Source organism: Neobacillus sp. C211 (assembly GCF_051842875.1).
Lineage (GTDB): Bacteria > Bacillota > Bacilli > Bacillales > Cytobacillaceae > Neobacillus.
In genome coordinates this window covers 169,815-186,615 of record NZ_JBPXRO010000006.1, presented here as the reverse complement: position 1 = coordinate 186,615, position 16,801 = coordinate 169,815, and the positions used below count along the sequence as shown (strand labels likewise).

The following is a 16,801-nucleotide window of genomic DNA, read 5'->3' as shown; positions in this document are numbered from 1 at the left end:
TAATTTACCTTGAAAGGATGATAGATCATGGCAAAAGTACTATATAACGGAGATATTCAAGAAGAGGTTTTACAAGGAAAGAAAATCGCAGTAATTGGATATGGTTCACAAGGTCATGCACATGCACTAAATTTAAAAGAGAGCGGTTTTGATGTAGTAGTTGGATTAAGAGGCGGAAAATCATGGGATAAAGCAGTTGAAGATGGCGTTGAAGTTACTTCAGTTGCAGAGGCAGCTGCAGCAGCTGACGTTATTATGGTTCTTCTTCCTGATGAAATGCAGCCAAAGGTTTACAATGAAAGCATCGAACCACACCTTAAAGCAGGTAAAGCCCTTGTTTTTGCCCATGGTTTCAATGTTCACTTTAGCCAAATCGTTCCTCCTGCAGATGTAGACGTATTCTTAGTAGCACCAAAAGGCCCAGGACATTTAGTACGTCGTACTTACACTGAAGGCGCTGGTGTACCAGCACTTTACGCAGTTTATCAAGACTACACTGGTCAAGCACGTGAACTTGCCCTTGCCTATGCAAAAGGTATTGGCTCAGCCCGTGCAGGTGTTTTAGAAACTACCTTCCAAGAAGAAACAGAAACAGATCTTTTCGGAGAACAAGCTGTTCTTTGCGGAGGAACTACTGCCCTGATCAAAGCTGGATTTGAAACTCTTGTTGAAGCTGGTTATCAGCCTGAAGTTGCCTACTTTGAGTGTTTACATGAATTAAAATTAATCGTTGACCTTTTATATGAAGGTGGCTTTGAAAATATGCGTTATTCAATCTCCGATACTGCACAATGGGGAGATTTCGTTTCTGGACCACGTGTCGTAAATGCAGATACCAAAGCACGGATGAAGGACGTATTAACAGATATCCAAACTGGAGTGTTTGCAAAGGGCTGGATCCTTGAAAACCAAGCAAACCGTCCACAATTCAACGCAATTAATCGCGCTGAAAACAATCACCAAATTGAACAAGTAGGTCGTGAGCTTCGTGCATTAATGCCGTTTATTAAAAACAAACCAGTAAATGCAAAGAAAGAAGTGGTGGTAAATGGTTCACGTTAACATCTTCGATACGACATTACGCGATGGCGAACAGTCCCCTGGTGTAAATTTAAACCAGCTTGAAAAATTGGAAATCGCAAGACAACTTGAACGGTTTGGTGTTGACATTATGGAGGCCGGCTTCCCGGCTTCCTCCCAAGGCGATTTTGAAGCAGTTAGAGCAATCGCCCGGAATATTAAAAATGTATCGGTCACAGGCCTGGCAAGAGCGACGAAATCGGACATTGACATTGCGTGGGATGCGTTAAAAGATGCTGCAGAACCAAGGTTGCATGTTTTCCTTGCCACCTCTCCTATCCATATGCAATATAAACTAATGAAAACACCTGAGGAAGTCACCCAAATAGCGGTAGACATGGTTTCATATGCAAAACGGAACTTCCCGCATATTGAGTGGTCTGCTGAAGATGCTTCTCGCTCTGACCTTGATTTTCTTGTTCAAATTATTACCAAGGTCATCGATGCTGGTGCAACAGTCATCAATCTTCCGGATACAGTCGGATATACCACACCAGAAGAATATGGACGCATGTTCCGCTACATCCGCGACAACGTTCCAAATATTCATAAAGCAGCATTATCTTGCCATTGTCATGATGACTTAGGGATGGCCGTTGCCAATTCCCTAGCTGCTATCGAAAACGGGGTTACGCAAGTCGAGGGTACGATTAATGGAATTGGAGAACGCGCAGGTAATGCAGCTTTAGAGGAAATTGGAGTTGCCTTAAATATTCGTAAAGATAAGTATCCTTATACTACGAATCTCGTGTTAAAAGAAATAAAACGCACGAGTGACCTTGTCAGTCGCTTTACAGGTATGATTGTACCTCCGAATAAAGCAGTTGTTGGAAAAAATGCCTTCGCACATGAATCAGGGATCCACCAGGATGGCGTCTTAAAAAATACGTTAACCTATGAGATTATTACGCCTGAATTAGTAGGGGTTAAATCTAATGATTTAGTTCTTGGCAAACATTCCGGCCGCCATGCATTCAAAGATAAAATTGAGCAAATGGGCTTTGAACTCTCGGACGAAAAACTAGTCGAAGCCTTTACTGCTTTTAAACTATTAACCGATCGTAAGAAAGAAGTAACAGACGAAGATTTATTTGCAATTTTAACCGATATCCAAACAACGGCTGTTGATATTAAAAAATATGAACTGGTTGCCTTCCAAGTCCATTACGGTTCAGCAAACTTGCCAACCGCAACTGTGGCTCTAACCACTCCCGAAGGTATTCGCGTGGAAACGGCGCGCACAGGCTCAGGCAGTGTCGAAGCTTTAATGAATACCTTAGAAGCACTGATTAAAGAAGAAATTCATCTTACTGATTTTAGATTAAGCTCGATCGGTCAAGGACGGGATGCACTTGCTGAGGTTCATGTCAAAATGACGGTGAACGGTTCACCTGTAACCGGGCGCGGTTCAGCACAGGATGTACTGGAAGCTTCAGCAAAATCATTCTTGAATGCAGTGAATCGTGTATTTTTCAATCAAAGTTCAACTGTGAAAGAAACGGCGAAAATATAAAAAATCAAACAAAAAATGAGGAGGTTGCTTCTAATGAAAAAACGAATTGTCTTACTTCCCGGTGATGGCATTGGTAAGGAAGTTATTAACTCTGCAAAAGACGTGTTAAATGCAATTGCTGAAGAATACAATCATACTTTTAGCTTTGAAAGCCATGAAATCGGAGGAGCAGCCATTGACCTTTACGGCACACCGCTTCCTGAAACAACCGTTAATGCTTGCAAACAGGCAGATGCGGTCTTGCTGGGTGCTGTTGGGGGGCCAAAATGGGATACCAATCCCTCCCATTTACGTCCTGAACGAGGCTTGCTTGGAATCCGGAAGGCACTTGATTTATATGCGAATTTAAGGCCGATCAAAGGATTTAAAAACCTTCTTCATGCATCCCCCTTAAAGGAAGAAGTAGTCTCTGGGAGCGACCTCCTTATCGTTCGTGAATTAACTGGCGGCCTTTATTTCGGAACACCAAGTGAACGCCGCGACAACGGAAACTCCGTTGTAGACACACTTGTTTACTCTCGCCAAGAGATTGAAAGAATTGTTGATAAGGGCTTTCAAGCAGCCCAGCAGCGCAGCGGTCATCTTACTTCGGTTGATAAAGCAAATGTACTTGAATCCAGTAAGCTATGGCGCGAAATTGTCGAAGAGAAAAAAGCTCAGTATCCAGATGTAGCCGTTGAACATGTTTTAGTAGATGCTGCTGCTATGAAATTAATCACTAACCCAACTCAGTTCGACGTAATTGTAACGGAGAATCTATTTGGTGATATTTTAAGCGATGAAGCCTCTGTTATCACAGGATCACTTGGTATGCTTCCTTCTGCTAGTTTAAATGAAAATGGGGTTGGTCTTTATGAGCCTGTTCATGGCTCTGCCCCAGATATCGCTGGTAAGGGTATAGCCAATCCAGTTGCAATGATTTTGTCTGCAGCACTGATGCTTCGCTATTCATTCCAATTGAATGACGAAGCAAAAGTGATTGAAGATGCAGTCCAATCTGTTTTAGATGCTGGCTTCCACACAGGCGATCTTCAAGTTGCAAATGGACGCCTTGTTGGGACAGCGGAAATGACGAAGCTTATTGCAGATTATATTAAATCGCAAAACGCTTCGAAATGTATCGCCAGCTGTTATTTTTAATGATTGATTGGGTGGGTAAATCGTCTTTGTTGCGATTTACCCCTAAATTTATCCAAAATATTTGTTAGTTAGTCATACAATAAAATTCATAAATGTGAGGAAGGACGCTATGCAAACACCAAAAAATATTATCCAAAAAATTTGGGAAAAGCATGTTGTACATCAAGAAGAAGGAAAGCCGGATTTATTATATATTGATTTACACCTTGTTCACGAAGTAACCTCTCCTCAGGCATTTGAGGGCTTGCGAATGAACGGGCGCAAGGTGCGACGACCGGACCTTACTTTCGCAACGATGGATCATAATGTTCCAACTCGCCAGCGTCTTGTAATCAATGACCCTATTTCAAAAAAACAAATCGATACACTGCAAGAGAATTGTCAGGAATTCGGGATTACACTCGCTGATATTCATCATCCTGATAACGGGATTGTCCATGTAATTGGACCTGAACTTGGTCTTACCCAGCCTGGTAAAACGATTGTTTGCGGTGATAGTCATACCTCTACACATGGTGCATTTGGTGCACTTGCTTTTGGAATTGGTACAAGTGAGGTTGAGCATGTTCTTGCAACACAAACACTTTGGCAAGCACCGCCTAAAACGTTAAATGTAAAAGTGAACGGAAAGCTAGGTACTGGCGTAACTGCTAAAGACTTAATTCTTGCCATCATCGGTAAATTCGGTGTCCAATTTGGAACTGGCTATGTGATGGAATATACAGGTGAAGCCATCCGCGCCCTCTCCATGGAAGAACGCATGACGGTTTGTAACATGTCTATTGAGGCTGGTGCTAGAGCCGGGCTTATTACTCCGGATGAAACCACTTTTGAATACTTAAGAGGAAGACGGCATGTCCCTCAAGGGGCAGCGTTTGAAGAAGCAGTTGCACAATGGAAGGCTCTTGCTACGGATGAAGATGCTGCCTATGATCAGGTTGTTGAAATTGAAGCAGCCGAAGTTGAACCACAGGTAACGTGGGGAACAAATCCAGGAATGTGTATTCCAATTACTGCCAATGTACCAACCCCTGATGAAACTGAGAAGACAAGCGAAAAGGACGAGATTAACCGTGCGCTTGAATACATGGGTCTTGAAGCAGGTCAGCCTATTTCAAGTGTAAAAATTGACCATGTTTTCATCGGTTCTTGCACAAATTCGCGCATAAGCGACTTACGAAGTGCAGCTGAGGTTATACGGGGCTTAAAGGTCAGCCCATCTGTTACCGCCATCGTTGTTCCTGGTTCATTTAGCGTTAAGCTTGCGGCAGAAAAAGAAGGACTTGATAAAGTCTTTACAGATGCGGGCTTTGAATGGCGCGAAGCAGGATGCAGCATGTGCCTTGCGATGAATGATGATATCGTTCCACCGGGGGAACGCTGCGCCTCTACTTCTAACCGAAATTTTGAAGGGCGCCAAGGTAACGGGGCCAGAACCCATCTTGTCAGTCCTGAAATGGCAGCCGCTGCGGCTGTTGCAGGCCACTTCGTTGATGTCCGTCAATTCTCTGCAGCACAGGAGGTTAGATAATATATGGAACCGTTAAAAACCCATCAAGGCCTTGTTTATCCATTAAACCGGTCAAACGTTGATACTGACCAAATTATCCCTAAGCAGTTTTTAAAGCGGATTGAACGCAGCGGCTTTGGCCAATTCCTGTTTTATCATTGGCGCTTTGATGATAATGGCAATCTTCGACCTGATTTTTCTCTGAATGAACCAAAATATAATGGCGCATCAATTTTGGTTGCCGGTGAAAACTTTGGCTGCGGCTCCTCTCGTGAGCACGCTCCATGGGCAGTTCAAGATTTTGGCTTTAAAATTGTCATTGCCCCGAGTTATGCAGATATTTTTAAAAACAATTGTGTAAAAAATGGGATTCTCCCAATCCAGGTTAGTGACGAACAAGTTCAGTACATTATTAAAAAGGCTGAATCCGAAGAATACCAATTAACCGTAGACCTTGAGAATCAAGTGGTTTATGATAACGAAGGCTTTAAGGTTACATTCGAAATTGCCCCGTATCCAAAAGTCATGCTGCTTAATGGCTGGGATGAAATTGGTGTTACTTTAACCTACGAGGATAAAATTGCGCAATATGAACTTGCAAGTAAATAACCAATAAAAAATGAGCTTGGAATCCAGGCTCATTTTTTTATTGCTTCTCACAACTCGTTTAATATATTTCGATTCTCAGGTTCTTCATTAAAGGTCAGGACCTCCTCAACTGGCTCATATGATTCACCATAAAACTGATGATCTTTATAGGTGTGAATCATATCATATGTTTTTCTCATAGCTTCAAAAATCATTTCTTCTGATTCTTCATTAGGCGCCCAGTAGAGGATTTCCATCCTATTAACTTCATTTGTCGCCAATGATCTTCTCTCATAACCAATAGACACGGCGTGCTCGAATTTTTCTCTTTTGTAAAAATGGAGACGTTTTTCGGAATGGCTGTCTTCATAATTGACTGGTTCTACTTCAAGGATAATGGGCTTACCTTTTCGTTTTAACTTTTCCAAGAGTTTATGGCCAAGTCCCTGTCCACGGGCATTTTTTGAAACAAATAGATAATCAATAAACACAAAATTGTCTAATTCCGCATACATCAAAACATAGTTTGGCCCCTCATCCTTATGATAGATGTTTGATCGCTCTTTCAGTAAGGTTTCCATATGTGCTCTTGATTTCATTTCTTCAACAGGAAAATACTGATTCAACTTTTCATACCAATGCATGGACACACTCCTTAAAAACCAGGTAATTGATCCAGATTATTTTCTTTAATTCCGTCTGGCTCACTACGGATGATGTCACGACCATATTTGTGAAAGACATCAACATGAGCGATCTTGCCAGCTTTCGCCTCATTCAAAGCCGTGATATAATCCAACTCGCGTCCAGCGCTTGTTTTAAAAGCAATAATATCTCCATCATCGTTCTTCCTGACGGAAACGAACTCTTCTTGGCCATCTGGATTACTATCACCTGCTTCAATTTGGGCTTGCTGCTGACTCTCCTGCTTGTATTCTTCATAAATTTGTTCAAAATCTTTTTGTTCCATTGATTCCACCTGGTTACTAAAATCTATAAAAATCTACCCTTCGCCTCCGAACCAAGAAAAGAGACATACCGTGACGATTCTCACGTCATTCCATCAGGAAGGGAATTGAACCCTTGTCATGAACCTGCTGTTCAAGACACCCCGCGGTGCTCTGTTAGAGCCGGCGATTTGCAACAGACCATTCCTTCCATTGGTTAGCATGCCGCAAAGATTGGATTTTAGTACCAGGACTACACCTCCTTGAATTGTAATTCCTGGTTCTTTATTATTAATGTTTTATGAATCACGTTCCATAGCTTCCAACAATGGTTTTCTTTGAATGTTTCTATATTTCTTAATAACATCCCCATATACTTCCGCCTTTGCTTGCCGTTTTTTGACTTTTTCTCGGATTCTTCCATTGACCCAAGAATGGAAATCAGTTTTGGCTTTACTAGCGTACGTACCTGGTTTAGGATTTCTTGCGGTATTTTTTCATCAAAACCAAGACCTCTTCTCCCAATAACAAAAGCAGCCGCTTCATGAACGGATAAGCCATATTTTTTACTATATTTAAACCGTCCAATGACAGATGTGTAAGCCGGGTTAACCTTTGTTATTTTAAACCCGAATTTAATTCCTCTTGAGATGATGGATTTTTGTATCTTTGTTTTTGCAAACGAATGGACAAGGCGATTGAATCGTTTATTCGTGTCATGATCTTGTTTTAATGTAATATCTTCTATAACCATAGCTCCCACGTTCCAAGTCAAAAGATACTGAATGATGTCTTTTGCGATTTCTCCTGAAATATTGGATCGGCGAATGCTTTTTACATACTCCATTTCATGACAATAAAAGGTTAGGGATTCTAATAAATTTCCCTGTTTCGTTAAAATAGACACCGCTACTCGATCAATGTTCACATCAATCCCCGCCACTAGATCAGACAGAATCATTTCATTCCCATTCCGTATTGAACCATGGACAACCTCATCGTAAGTGATATGGACATAGACCTTATTATTTTTCCGTTTTAACTCAATGGAATAGGGGCTATATTCCTCGAGAGGTTTTTTCTTTGAGGTAACACCAACTTCATGGGGGAACACGATCTCAACTATTTCATTGAAAAATTTGTCCGGAACTAGAAGTTTGAATCGTAATCTTGGACTTTTTTTTCGCCCCTCAACTTTCAATGGATTTGCCACTTCTAGATAAAATTGCTGCTCCTTATCATCGAATACGATTCGGGTATTCAAATTCCCCTTTTTAGACTTGTCACCACGAGAATAAAGGGTATTAGAACGTAAATCCCTCCATTCATCTCTCGAAATGGTCCCCTTCAATCGCTCATAAAAATTCCTTTTCCCACCAAAGATGACGGTCGGAATCGTCTGATCATCCTTGTGTTTTAATAAAATAGATTCCTTTATTTGAAGCTTTTCTAAGCGGGCACTCAACCCTTTTAAACAGATCTCAAGTGGGACTTTTTTCGGTCTTTTCTTACCTGTCTGATAATCTTCTATTTTCTTGCAGGTTTTTTTAATTTTCCCTTGTACGCCTTCGATTTTTAAGGGGAGAAGTTCTTTTTGACTTGAAATGATGGCTTGGGCTTGCATCACGGCATCTTCAGCATATCTTTTGTTCAAATGAAAGAGGGTACTTACCGATTTAATTAATCTAACTGTCTGCTCACCCTCCAATAGGCGATTAAAGGAGTACCGCCATGCAGCACAAAAAACAGCCATTAATCGATTTAGTTTTTCAAGCTCTACGGCATTCCAATCATCAATAAGGCAAATTTTCGTTACCTTCATTCCAATCACCCTTCCAGAACAAATGTTCTATTCTGATTATAGGGTTTTACTGGAAGGAAAGCAAGAAATTAGTCGCTTTAATCATTGGTAGATTTTAATAATATTTTGTAATTTCTTATAGATAATTTTAAGCAGTTGTAACCGCCGAACATTTGTTAGTATTTTTCTTTTTTTAAAAATTATCCTCACTCAGGAAAGTGTCAAAAATTCTTCAAATTTGTCCTCCTGTGAAAAAAAACACATGGGACCAGCAAATCGGTCTTAATTAACCCAACCCTCGATTTACATCACATAGGACGTTCCTTCCAATATTTACTGAGGTTGTCAAACGATTCATTTACGTTTTTCAAGATTAATAACATGAGATAAATGACAACGATATTTAGGAGTAGAATGAGCACCACAACTGCTGAACTTACTTCAACACCTGCCTGAATTTGAAGGAAAATCATCGCTGAGAGGGCTGTTAACAAGGTGCTATCTTTGATGATGATGACGGATGCAAGAAGATAGCCAAATGGCTTTCGCTTAATGAGCAGTATTCCCGATATAATTCCCACAGGAACAACAAACCCAAGATCTAATGCCTGAATGACGAGTGTAGAATAGTGTTCGATACCTTCTGTAGGGGTATGATTCATTAGTGGCTTTACTATCTTCCAGAGCCACATCATTCCAAATACAAACGAGACAAATAGTAAGAAGCCGCCAATTATTTTCACAGGTAGTTTTTCTTTGAATGATAGCGGTAATTTTGCAATCTCAAACGACCTCATAGCCAGTGTAAAAGCAAAGAAGCTTGCCGACATAAGGATTACATAAACGAGGAAAATGGTATTATACATAGATAGAAATGAATAGGACGCATAGGTGTACAAGAAATACCCAAGCGTTCCCGTGAGGAGCAAATGCCCTTTTAACTGACCTTTTCTAGACAAATATAGTGAAAAGACTAGTAAAGGTACGCCAAAGAATAATGTCACATAATCCTGGGCGATTGCCTGTGCTGCTATCGATACGGAATCATGTTTGTATAGACCCTTCCCATAAATTGAAACGGTTTCTCCAAAAATAGACTTATATTCGTACTCCCCTGCTCCTTGATTTGAAAAAATTGCGTAAGACGTTGCAATAATCGATAAAAGGGTTATTACAAAGACAAGCATACTTATAGACTTTTGGTTCTTCATGTTTAATTCCTCCCTTCTAAAATTAGTAATTACTCTATATGTTCTTATTTACATCCTAAACTAAATCAATTAAATAAACTAACCGCTACCCAGCTGTTCACAAGATTCAGAACTTAATCAATCGTAAAGCTGTTTCCTTTACGGAGTTAACAATAAAGAGTCATTTCAGGCAAAAAAAAGCTTGTAGACAGGTCAAATTCTGCCCACAAGCTAAGTTCTACTTTTGTTAAAACTTCTGTGGGAACTGTTTTATGATTCCATCCGATAAGACGTCGGCAATTTTTATTAGGTGGATTTCCCCTTCATCAAACGCAAGAATGTCTCCGTTCCAATCCTTTTTAAGTCTTGCAAGTACGCTATCTGTAACCATCCTTAAGCGCGCATGTAACAACTGCTTCAATGCAGTGTTATTCCATTTTGGATTTGCACTGCTGAGAAATGCTGCAATATCATCGGCATTTTTGTACCATGCAGTATTATATTTTTGCAAATCAGCTTGGTTATTGGCTTTGGCTGCTTCGAGTACCTTTCCGGCAAGCAGGATATGCTCTCGTAATAATTGTGCAAGCTTGGTGCCTGCTGCTTCACCGTAAAAAGGTTTGATTGCATTTCCGAGTTCATCTTGGTTCTTCAAAAGTCTTGCTAGGACCATTTGTTGGTCCTCAAGATTTGCTGCCGCACTAACAATATAACTTCTCGTCCAAATGCCTTGCTCCATCCAAAGTCTTCTGAAGTTAAACTTTAGCTGGTGAGCAGACTCACTCATGGTCTGCTTCTGGTTAACTGGTGGTGGGGGCGGGGCTGCCTTCACACTAATGGCAGGTAAAATTAAGGCGATAGACAATAGCAATACGGTAAATTTCTTAGTTAATTTTTTCAAATGATAATCTCCTTCTAGTAAAGTAATTCAAAAGGATTTTTCCCTAAAAATGAAAATATTATTTATCGCCGAATAATGTCATAATAATTTTAATAAGAATTTCCTTTGGAGTGAGAAATGATTGCTTTATTTAGAGAAAAACCATGATCCAAGAAAGAATGCCGCAATCCTTGCCCAATTTACAAACCAAATTGACCTAACAAAGGCCATTCAGGTAACCGAGCAGCTTTTCAATCGAACACGAGGGAATGAAGCCTCTCCTCGTCAGAAGGAAATTCGTCATCTGACCGGATCACTTCCTCAAAAAATTTCAGCAGCTTTGTTTCGCCTCTTATCGACGAACGCCCATTCTGATGATCAAGTAAAGGTTAAGGTAGATCATGAAGGAAATGTGATTCCGGATTGGAAAGGCATGTTGGATGAAGAATACTTGAATTTACATAAGAATATGTTGAAGGAGGTCCATGTTGAAGACTTTGGAGCAATTGGCGATGGGAAGACCGATAACACCCTTGCATTTAAAAAAGCGATTGGCAACGGCAAGGTGAAGGTGGTTGTACCAGCCGGAGTATTTATAACAAAGAGAATCCAACTGCCCTCTTGGACCATGTTTGTTGGCGCAGGAAAAGGTGTGACGACGATTAAACTTCATGATGTTGCCGATAAAGGTACTCGGCTCATTACTAACAGGAATCACTGGAAAGGGAATCATCATCTTTACGTCGGCTCCCTAAGTTTGGACTGGAATGTTGAAAGGCTTGGCAACGTGGCGAAAACAAGTACTTGGGGCAATCACTCAAGTTGCTTAACGTATGCAAATGTTACTTATGGCTGGATAAAGGATGTTGAAGGGATTAATCCAGGACTGCATTGCTTTGATGTTTCATCAACTCTGTACAATTATGCGGGTGACGGCTTTCGTGCCCGCGGCGGCAGCAAGTATGTCTGGCTCGACAACTTGAATGGTTATGGCTTCGGTGATGATGGTATCACCACCCATCACAGTGATTATGTCTTCATCTCCCGCTGCCATATGTGTGACCCAAGTGGTCGTGCCCACAAGAAAGGCTTTTCTAACTCTAACGGGATTGAGGTCGATGATGGTTCGAGGAATGTGGTGCTTGTTAATAATTCTTCTGCCCGATGCTTTGGCGGGGTGGAAATAAAAGCGCACGAAAATTCTTCAGCCGCTTCAAACGTACAAATTATCGGGCATATTTCGGTCCACGATAACCGCTCGTTTAATTTCCGGCATATTGGACATCACAAAAGCACGGAGACTGAATCGCAAACTGCCTACAATATTAGAGTTACTAATCTTGTATCCATCGAGCCGATTTTTACTGATTTATATAAAGGCTCAACGCCGCGCGGGATGGTTGTCTCTGCTTATAAAAATGTAGTCATTAACCACTTTACTTTGATTGGGAATCCCGATTATGACTACAAAGGCCACCCGGTAATCGCCGTTCAGTATCGGGCCAGAAATGTGATATTTAAACATATATCTGTTAAAGATTTTAAAAAAGCGGGGAGTGATTTTAAAGTATTCGGCGGCGAAAATCGAGCGGATTCAATTCAAATTTATGATTTGATGAGCCAAAAATCCACATCAAAAGCGATCGAAGTTGGATTAGGGGTCAAAGATATAACCATTGAAAATGCGGAAAGCGTCGACAATTATTTGTGACGCTTTGCTTCTTTTTCTACTGTTATGTCATCGACTAGTTTTTCGGCCACTTTCCGATATAAATTACTCATATGAACGAGAGATGAAATCATTAATACCTGCTCAAGATACGGTGAGTTTCCTTTTTCATCCTCGGTGATTTCTTCTCTAACATCCTTTACTCTTTCCTCAATGTCTACTTTGAAATCCTCAACATTTTGGCGTGTTAAATTCAGATAACTCGTATAAAAAGAATCTAACTCCATCTCCTCTTTGATAATTTTTTGATTGATCCCTTGAAGGGTATCTTTAATATCATTGATGGATAAGGCCCCTTTTAGCTGGTAAATTAAGCTCATGAGGATCAGGTGTTCTTTTGAATATTTTTTATTATGGATTGGAAAAATGAGCTTTCCTTTTGCATAGTTATTGATCATGGTTTTGGTGAGGACTTTGTCGTCTTCATTCCGTTTGGTTTCCGTGAATTTATTTTCAAATAATTGAATCACCTGGTCCATATATAAATCGATCTGAGGTATCTCATCTAAAGCTAAGCTGGCTTCTAAGCCGAGTTGCTCAATAATTTGATTGATATTTTCCATTCATTTGTCTCCGATCATGGTCTTTATTTTTTTATTATACCTAAAGATATATGCATTGACTAGATGTTGATATATCGTTATTATAATAAGTAGTTATTAAAACTACATGATGTGCTGGGAGGCATATAAAATGAACAATTACATTCGCGAACCTATCAACGGACTAACCCATTTAGCCGGAGCAGTTTTAGCCTTTGTCGGGCTCCTTGCGATGGTTATCAAAGCGGCTTCGACGACAAGTTCACCGTCTGCAATTACAGCGGTCATTATTTTCGGCGTTAGTATGATTCTGCTTTACTCGGCATCGGCCACCTATCATATGGTAATTGCTCGCGAAAAAGTCATTGCCTTTTTACGACGGCTGGATCATTCAATGATCTTCATTTTAATCGCAGGTACGTATACTCCTTTTTGCTTTATCAGTTTGAACGGAAAAATAGGTGCGATTCTATTTTCAATTATTGCAGGAATTGCAATTAGCGGGGTTGTTTTTAAAATGGTCTGGTTTAATTGCCCTCGCTGGATTTCTACCTCCTTGTATTTAGCGATGGGCTGGATGATTGTGTTTGTATTCTCGCCGCTTACCGGAAGCTTAAACCCGATTGGTTTATTTTTGCTCATCCTCGGGGGAATTTTTTATACGATTGGCGGGGTGATCTACGGTGCCAAACCTAAGTTCTTGCAGTCAAAATACATGGGCTTCCATGAGATTTTCCATATTTTCATTTTGCTAGGAAGTATAGCGCATTTTTTAACAGTGTTCCTATATGTCATTTAATTTTTGTTGCATTTGAAACGCCCTCTTTTGATGGCGTTTTTTGTTTTTTGAAATAAACTTTTTAAAAATAGCACAAAATAATACGAGGACTATTAAAAAAGCACCACGAAAAGATAGAGGTGTTCATGTTGTTTCGATTGATTTCTCAACTGATTGTGATTGGGCTTGGTGCGATGTTATTTGGATTTGCCTTTAATACCTTTCTAATTCCACAAGTTACCGCTGAACCAATTTTTTACCCTTTCCGGGCATCATACGCTTCCTATGATTACCGCTGGACCAATTTTCCCCTCTCCACGGGCATCATACGATTGAAATCCCTTCTACTTTATCGTTCTATCCCAATTAATCTACCAAGTTCCTCCATCAATACCAGTGCGTGATTATGGACCGGGTCCTTTGCTCCATAGAGGAGTGTTACTGGGCCCACAGCTTCCATTTCAATGATTTGCCGGATATATTCCAGTTTTTGTTCGTCGGTTCGAAGTTCATTAAGGTATCTTCTACTAAATTCCTCAAACAGCTCAGGCTTATGACAAAACCACTTCCTCAGCTCATTGCTTGGAGCTAGATCTTTAAACCAATACGAAAGCTTCGCCGCATCCTTCGAAATTCCCCTCGGCCATAAACGGTCAATTAAAATTCTACATCCATCCATTTCCTCATTGGGCTCATAGATCCTTTTCATAAAAAGATTAGACATAATAATTCACCTCATTCTTATATTAGTTTTTGTGTCCACTCCATATGGACAAACCCATAGATTTGTCCACGAGTGGTGTCAGGCACCAATTGCCCTCTATTAATCTTCGTCTTTTACATCGATACTTTCTGGAATGGGTTCGTTCAGGATTTCTTCGATTAGTTGTTTGTAATTTTCCATTTGTTTTAGGTGGGTGCTGAATTGTTCTTTGTAGATTAGGTACTCTTCCCCGTCAAATAGGGCGCGGATTTTCTTTTGTTGGATGAGGCTTTTGACAGTTGCCTCAGGAACCGATAAATATTCTGCTGTCTCTTTTATAGTAATGTACAATATGATTACTCCTCTTTTAATAAATTGATTTGTTGGACAACCCGGCCTGCTTTTCCCATTGTATTGCCCGCTTGTGACAATGAATTCAGTATCGCTTCCTCTGTTGCTTCAGCCGCCGCTGTAAAAAGTTGATTCATCATCGGATGATCCTCACGGAGCTGGCTGCGGGTTTCAATCTTCTCATCTGAGTAATGAGGAATTTTATGTGCCGTGGAAAAGGCGATGACTATATCCCCACTGCCATGACTAAAATGACTGCCGGTTCGACCGAGACCAATGCCGCAGCGTTTCGCCAAGCGCTGCAATTGCCGATTACTTAAAGGGGCATCGATTGCTAAGACAATGATAATCGAGCCATCCGAAGTTTCAGATAAACCTTCGCTCTCTGAATAGCGATATCTCTGCAGTTCTTCCTTTTTACCAAAATTGCAGAGGACAAGGCAGCCAACTGTATAGTCCTCAACCATACGTGAAGAGGAACCAATTCCCCCTTTATAACCGAAACAAATCATTCCCTTGCCTGCCCCGACTGCCCCTTCAACCGCCCGGCAATCCGATGCATTCTTGATTGCCTCAACTGCATGCTCAGGTTTAACAGAAAATAAACGAATAGAATTTAAGTAGCTATCATTGCATTCCCCTACTACCACGTTAACAGTTCCTGTCGTGTCACCAATTTCTTGATTCTCCTCTAACATGTATTCCAGCACTCCCTGTGTGACAGCTGGTACCGCGAAGGTATTCGTTAACATGATGGGCGATTCAATAACTCCAAGCTCATTTAACTGAACAAGACCAGTGGTTTTTCCAAAGCCATTAATGACATAACTCGCTGCGGTTACTTTTTCTTTAAACAAATTGCCCTTATGTGGCAGTATCGCCGTTACACCTGTACAGGCATACTCTTCCCCAGACTCATTAAGAGGGTAGTCAAGTGTTACATGTCCCACCATCACATCTGCAACATCCGTTATACAGTTTTTCTTGCCAGTTGGCAGCTTGCCAACGATGATTCCTTTTTCTCTAACTTTCATCGTCTAAATCCTGGCCGATGATCAAGAAAGTTTTGATAGGCAAATCCGCGGACCACTTCTTCACTGTAATATTTTAATAGTTCATTAATAAGATTTTGGCTCTTCGCGGCGTCATCTAAATTCGTAATAAATGTCGAAATCCCATCAAAATCCGAGCCAAATCCAATTTGTTTGACTCCTCCCAATGAGCAAAAGTGATCAATATGTTTAACAAGATCTGAAATCGTCACTTCTCCCGATTCTTTTACAAAAGGTGGATTGTAGACAACATGAATGAGTCCACCCTTAGCAAACATCGCCGCCGCCTGTTCATCTGTGAGGTTTCGCAGATGGTTGCATAGTGATCGAGCATTCGAGTGGCTCGCAATCGGATACTTGGCTAATTCAATGACTTCCCAAATCCCTTTGTCGCTTAAGTGAGAAACATCGGTCAGGATTTGATGCTCGTTATTAAACTCGACAATTTCTTTTCCGAACAGCGTCAGCCCCGCGCCGCGCGGTTCACCAGCGCCATCAGCGGCAAGATTGGCTTGGTTCCATGTCAAACCAACGGAACGGACACCTAGTTGATAGAGAATATGGAGCTTTGATAAATCGTTGCCAATTGGATCCACGCCTTCAAGCGTTAACATTGCGCCAATCTGACCGATCTTTAAGCGATCAAAATCCGACCATTCTTTGATATGGAACATGTCTGGATTTTTTCCAAGCACTTCCTTGTAAAAATAATCGATTTGCTCAAGGACAACCTGAAATTTCTGGTCCCCCTTTATTTCGGGTTCAATAAATATCGCAAAACACTGGACTTTGATTTGGCCCTGCTGGAGGCGTGTTTTACTAGTTTGTAACTCTGGCGCATCAGCAAATCGTAACGTACCATGCGCTTCTTGGAGTTTCATTAGGGCATCACAATGTAAATCAATGATATTCATTTAGCAAGTCTCCTTTTTATAAAAATTTTAACACAACAAAATAAGGCTAGGAGAATCATTTACCTAGCCCAACATAAATTTAA

Annotated in this window: 17 protein-coding genes; 7 read left to right on the top strand and 10 right to left on the bottom strand. The window is 40.7% G+C overall.

Annotated features, from left to right (window positions below; genetic code table 11):
* Window positions 1-27 precede the first annotated feature (27 nt).
* From ilvC to leuD, 5 genes are all read left to right on the top strand, one after another.
* Window positions 28-1,062, top strand: a complete 1,035-nt coding sequence (gene ilvC, locus ACSU6B_RS08530; RefSeq protein WP_410884340.1) for a ketol-acid reductoisomerase — start codon at window positions 28-30, stop codon at window positions 1,060-1,062.
* Window positions 1,049-2,593 (top strand): 2-isopropylmalate synthase, encoded by a 1,545-nt coding sequence (locus tag ACSU6B_RS08525; protein WP_168242129.1) that lies wholly within the window; start codon window positions 1,049-1,051, stop codon window positions 2,591-2,593. Before ilvC ends, ACSU6B_RS08525 begins: the two co-directional genes overlap by 14 nt.
* 33 nt (window positions 2,594-2,626) lie before the next feature.
* A complete protein-coding gene (gene leuB / locus ACSU6B_RS08520) occupies window positions 2,627-3,733 on the top strand; it encodes a 3-isopropylmalate dehydrogenase (protein ID WP_098930192.1) in 1,107 nt (368 codons plus the stop codon).
* A 109-nt stretch (window positions 3,734-3,842) separates the two neighbouring features.
* Window positions 3,843-5,264 carry a 3-isopropylmalate dehydratase large subunit gene (gene leuC / locus ACSU6B_RS08515; RefSeq protein ID WP_410884338.1) on the top strand — a complete coding sequence of 474 codons (1,422 nt, stop codon included), beginning with the start codon at window positions 3,843-3,845 and terminating at the stop codon, window positions 5,262-5,264.
* Between the two features lie 3 nt (window positions 5,265-5,267).
* Window positions 5,268-5,852 carry a 3-isopropylmalate dehydratase small subunit gene (leuD, locus tag ACSU6B_RS08510; RefSeq protein WP_410884336.1) on the top strand — a complete coding sequence of 195 codons (585 nt, stop codon included), beginning with the start codon at window positions 5,268-5,270 and terminating at the stop codon, window positions 5,850-5,852.
* Window positions 5,853-5,899: 47 nt separating this feature from the next.
* On the opposite strand, the gene ACSU6B_RS08505 is transcribed toward leuD, so the two are convergent.
* The 5 genes from ACSU6B_RS08505 to ACSU6B_RS08485 all read right to left on the bottom strand — a co-directional run bounded on the left by ACSU6B_RS08505 (window position 5,900) and on the right by ACSU6B_RS08485 (window position 10,508).
* Window positions 5,900-6,475: a GNAT family N-acetyltransferase gene (locus ACSU6B_RS08505; RefSeq protein WP_410884334.1), complete on the bottom strand. Its 576-nt coding sequence runs from the start codon at window positions 6,473-6,475 to the stop codon at window positions 5,900-5,902.
* 11 nt (window positions 6,476-6,486) lie between these two features.
* Window positions 6,487-6,801, bottom strand: coding sequence for a DUF3892 domain-containing protein (locus ACSU6B_RS08500; RefSeq protein ID WP_410884332.1), 315 nt, complete (start codon window positions 6,799-6,801; stop codon window positions 6,487-6,489).
* A gap of 230 nt (window positions 6,802-7,031) precedes the next feature.
* Window positions 7,032-8,600 (bottom strand): IS200/IS605 family accessory protein TnpB-related protein, encoded by a 1,569-nt coding sequence (locus tag ACSU6B_RS08495; protein ID WP_410884330.1) that lies wholly within the window; start codon window positions 8,598-8,600, stop codon window positions 7,032-7,034.
* Window positions 8,601-8,887: 287 nt separating this feature from the next.
* Complete coding sequence (locus tag ACSU6B_RS08490; protein WP_410884328.1) at window positions 8,888-9,790, bottom strand: hypothetical protein; 903 nt, start codon at window positions 9,788-9,790, stop codon at window positions 8,888-8,890.
* 226 nt (window positions 9,791-10,016) lie between these two features.
* On the bottom strand, window positions 10,017-10,508 hold the full coding sequence (locus ACSU6B_RS08485; protein ID WP_410884326.1) for a glycosyltransferase: 492 nt from the start codon (window positions 10,506-10,508) through the stop codon (window positions 10,017-10,019).
* A gap of 283 nt (window positions 10,509-10,791) precedes the next feature.
* Here ACSU6B_RS08485 and ACSU6B_RS08480 point away from each other — a divergent pair, with 283 nt between their 5' ends.
* Window positions 10,792-12,360, top strand: a complete 1,569-nt coding sequence (locus tag ACSU6B_RS08480; protein WP_410884324.1) for a glycosyl hydrolase family 28-related protein — start codon at window positions 10,792-10,794, stop codon at window positions 12,358-12,360.
* Here the strand turns inward: ACSU6B_RS08480 and ACSU6B_RS08475 are convergent.
* The gene (locus tag ACSU6B_RS08475; protein WP_410884322.1) at window positions 12,351-12,941 is read right to left on the bottom strand and encodes a DUF1836 domain-containing protein; all 591 of its coding nucleotides are present in this window, start codon (window positions 12,939-12,941) and stop codon (window positions 12,351-12,353) included. The two genes, ACSU6B_RS08480 and ACSU6B_RS08475, sit on opposite strands and share 10 nt — an antisense overlap.
* A gap of 130 nt (window positions 12,942-13,071) precedes the next feature.
* Here ACSU6B_RS08475 and trhA point away from each other — a divergent pair, with 130 nt between their 5' ends.
* Window positions 13,072-13,719, top strand: a complete 648-nt coding sequence (gene trhA, locus ACSU6B_RS08470; RefSeq protein WP_410884320.1) for a PAQR family membrane homeostasis protein TrhA — start codon at window positions 13,072-13,074, stop codon at window positions 13,717-13,719.
* Between the two features lie 328 nt (window positions 13,720-14,047).
* On the opposite strand, the gene ACSU6B_RS08465 is transcribed toward trhA, so the two are convergent.
* The 4 genes from ACSU6B_RS08465 to ACSU6B_RS08450 form a co-directional block, all read right to left on the bottom strand.
* The gene (locus ACSU6B_RS08465) at window positions 14,048-14,422 is read right to left on the bottom strand and encodes a DUF488 domain-containing protein (protein ID WP_410884318.1); all 375 of its coding nucleotides are present in this window, start codon (window positions 14,420-14,422) and stop codon (window positions 14,048-14,050) included.
* A gap of 99 nt (window positions 14,423-14,521) precedes the next feature.
* Window positions 14,522-14,752: an excisionase family DNA-binding protein gene (locus ACSU6B_RS08460; protein ID WP_168242119.1), complete on the bottom strand. Its 231-nt coding sequence runs from the start codon at window positions 14,750-14,752 to the stop codon at window positions 14,522-14,524.
* Window positions 14,753-14,757: 5 nt separating this feature from the next.
* Entirely contained in the window at window positions 14,758-15,786 is a 1,029-nt protein-coding gene (locus ACSU6B_RS08455) for a DmpA family aminopeptidase (RefSeq protein WP_410884316.1), read from the bottom strand.
* The gene (locus ACSU6B_RS08450) at window positions 15,783-16,718 is read right to left on the bottom strand and encodes a dipeptidase (protein WP_410884314.1); all 936 of its coding nucleotides are present in this window, start codon (window positions 16,716-16,718) and stop codon (window positions 15,783-15,785) included. Before ACSU6B_RS08450 ends, ACSU6B_RS08455 begins: the two co-directional genes overlap by 4 nt.
* Between the last annotated feature and the right edge of the window lie 83 nt (window positions 16,719-16,801).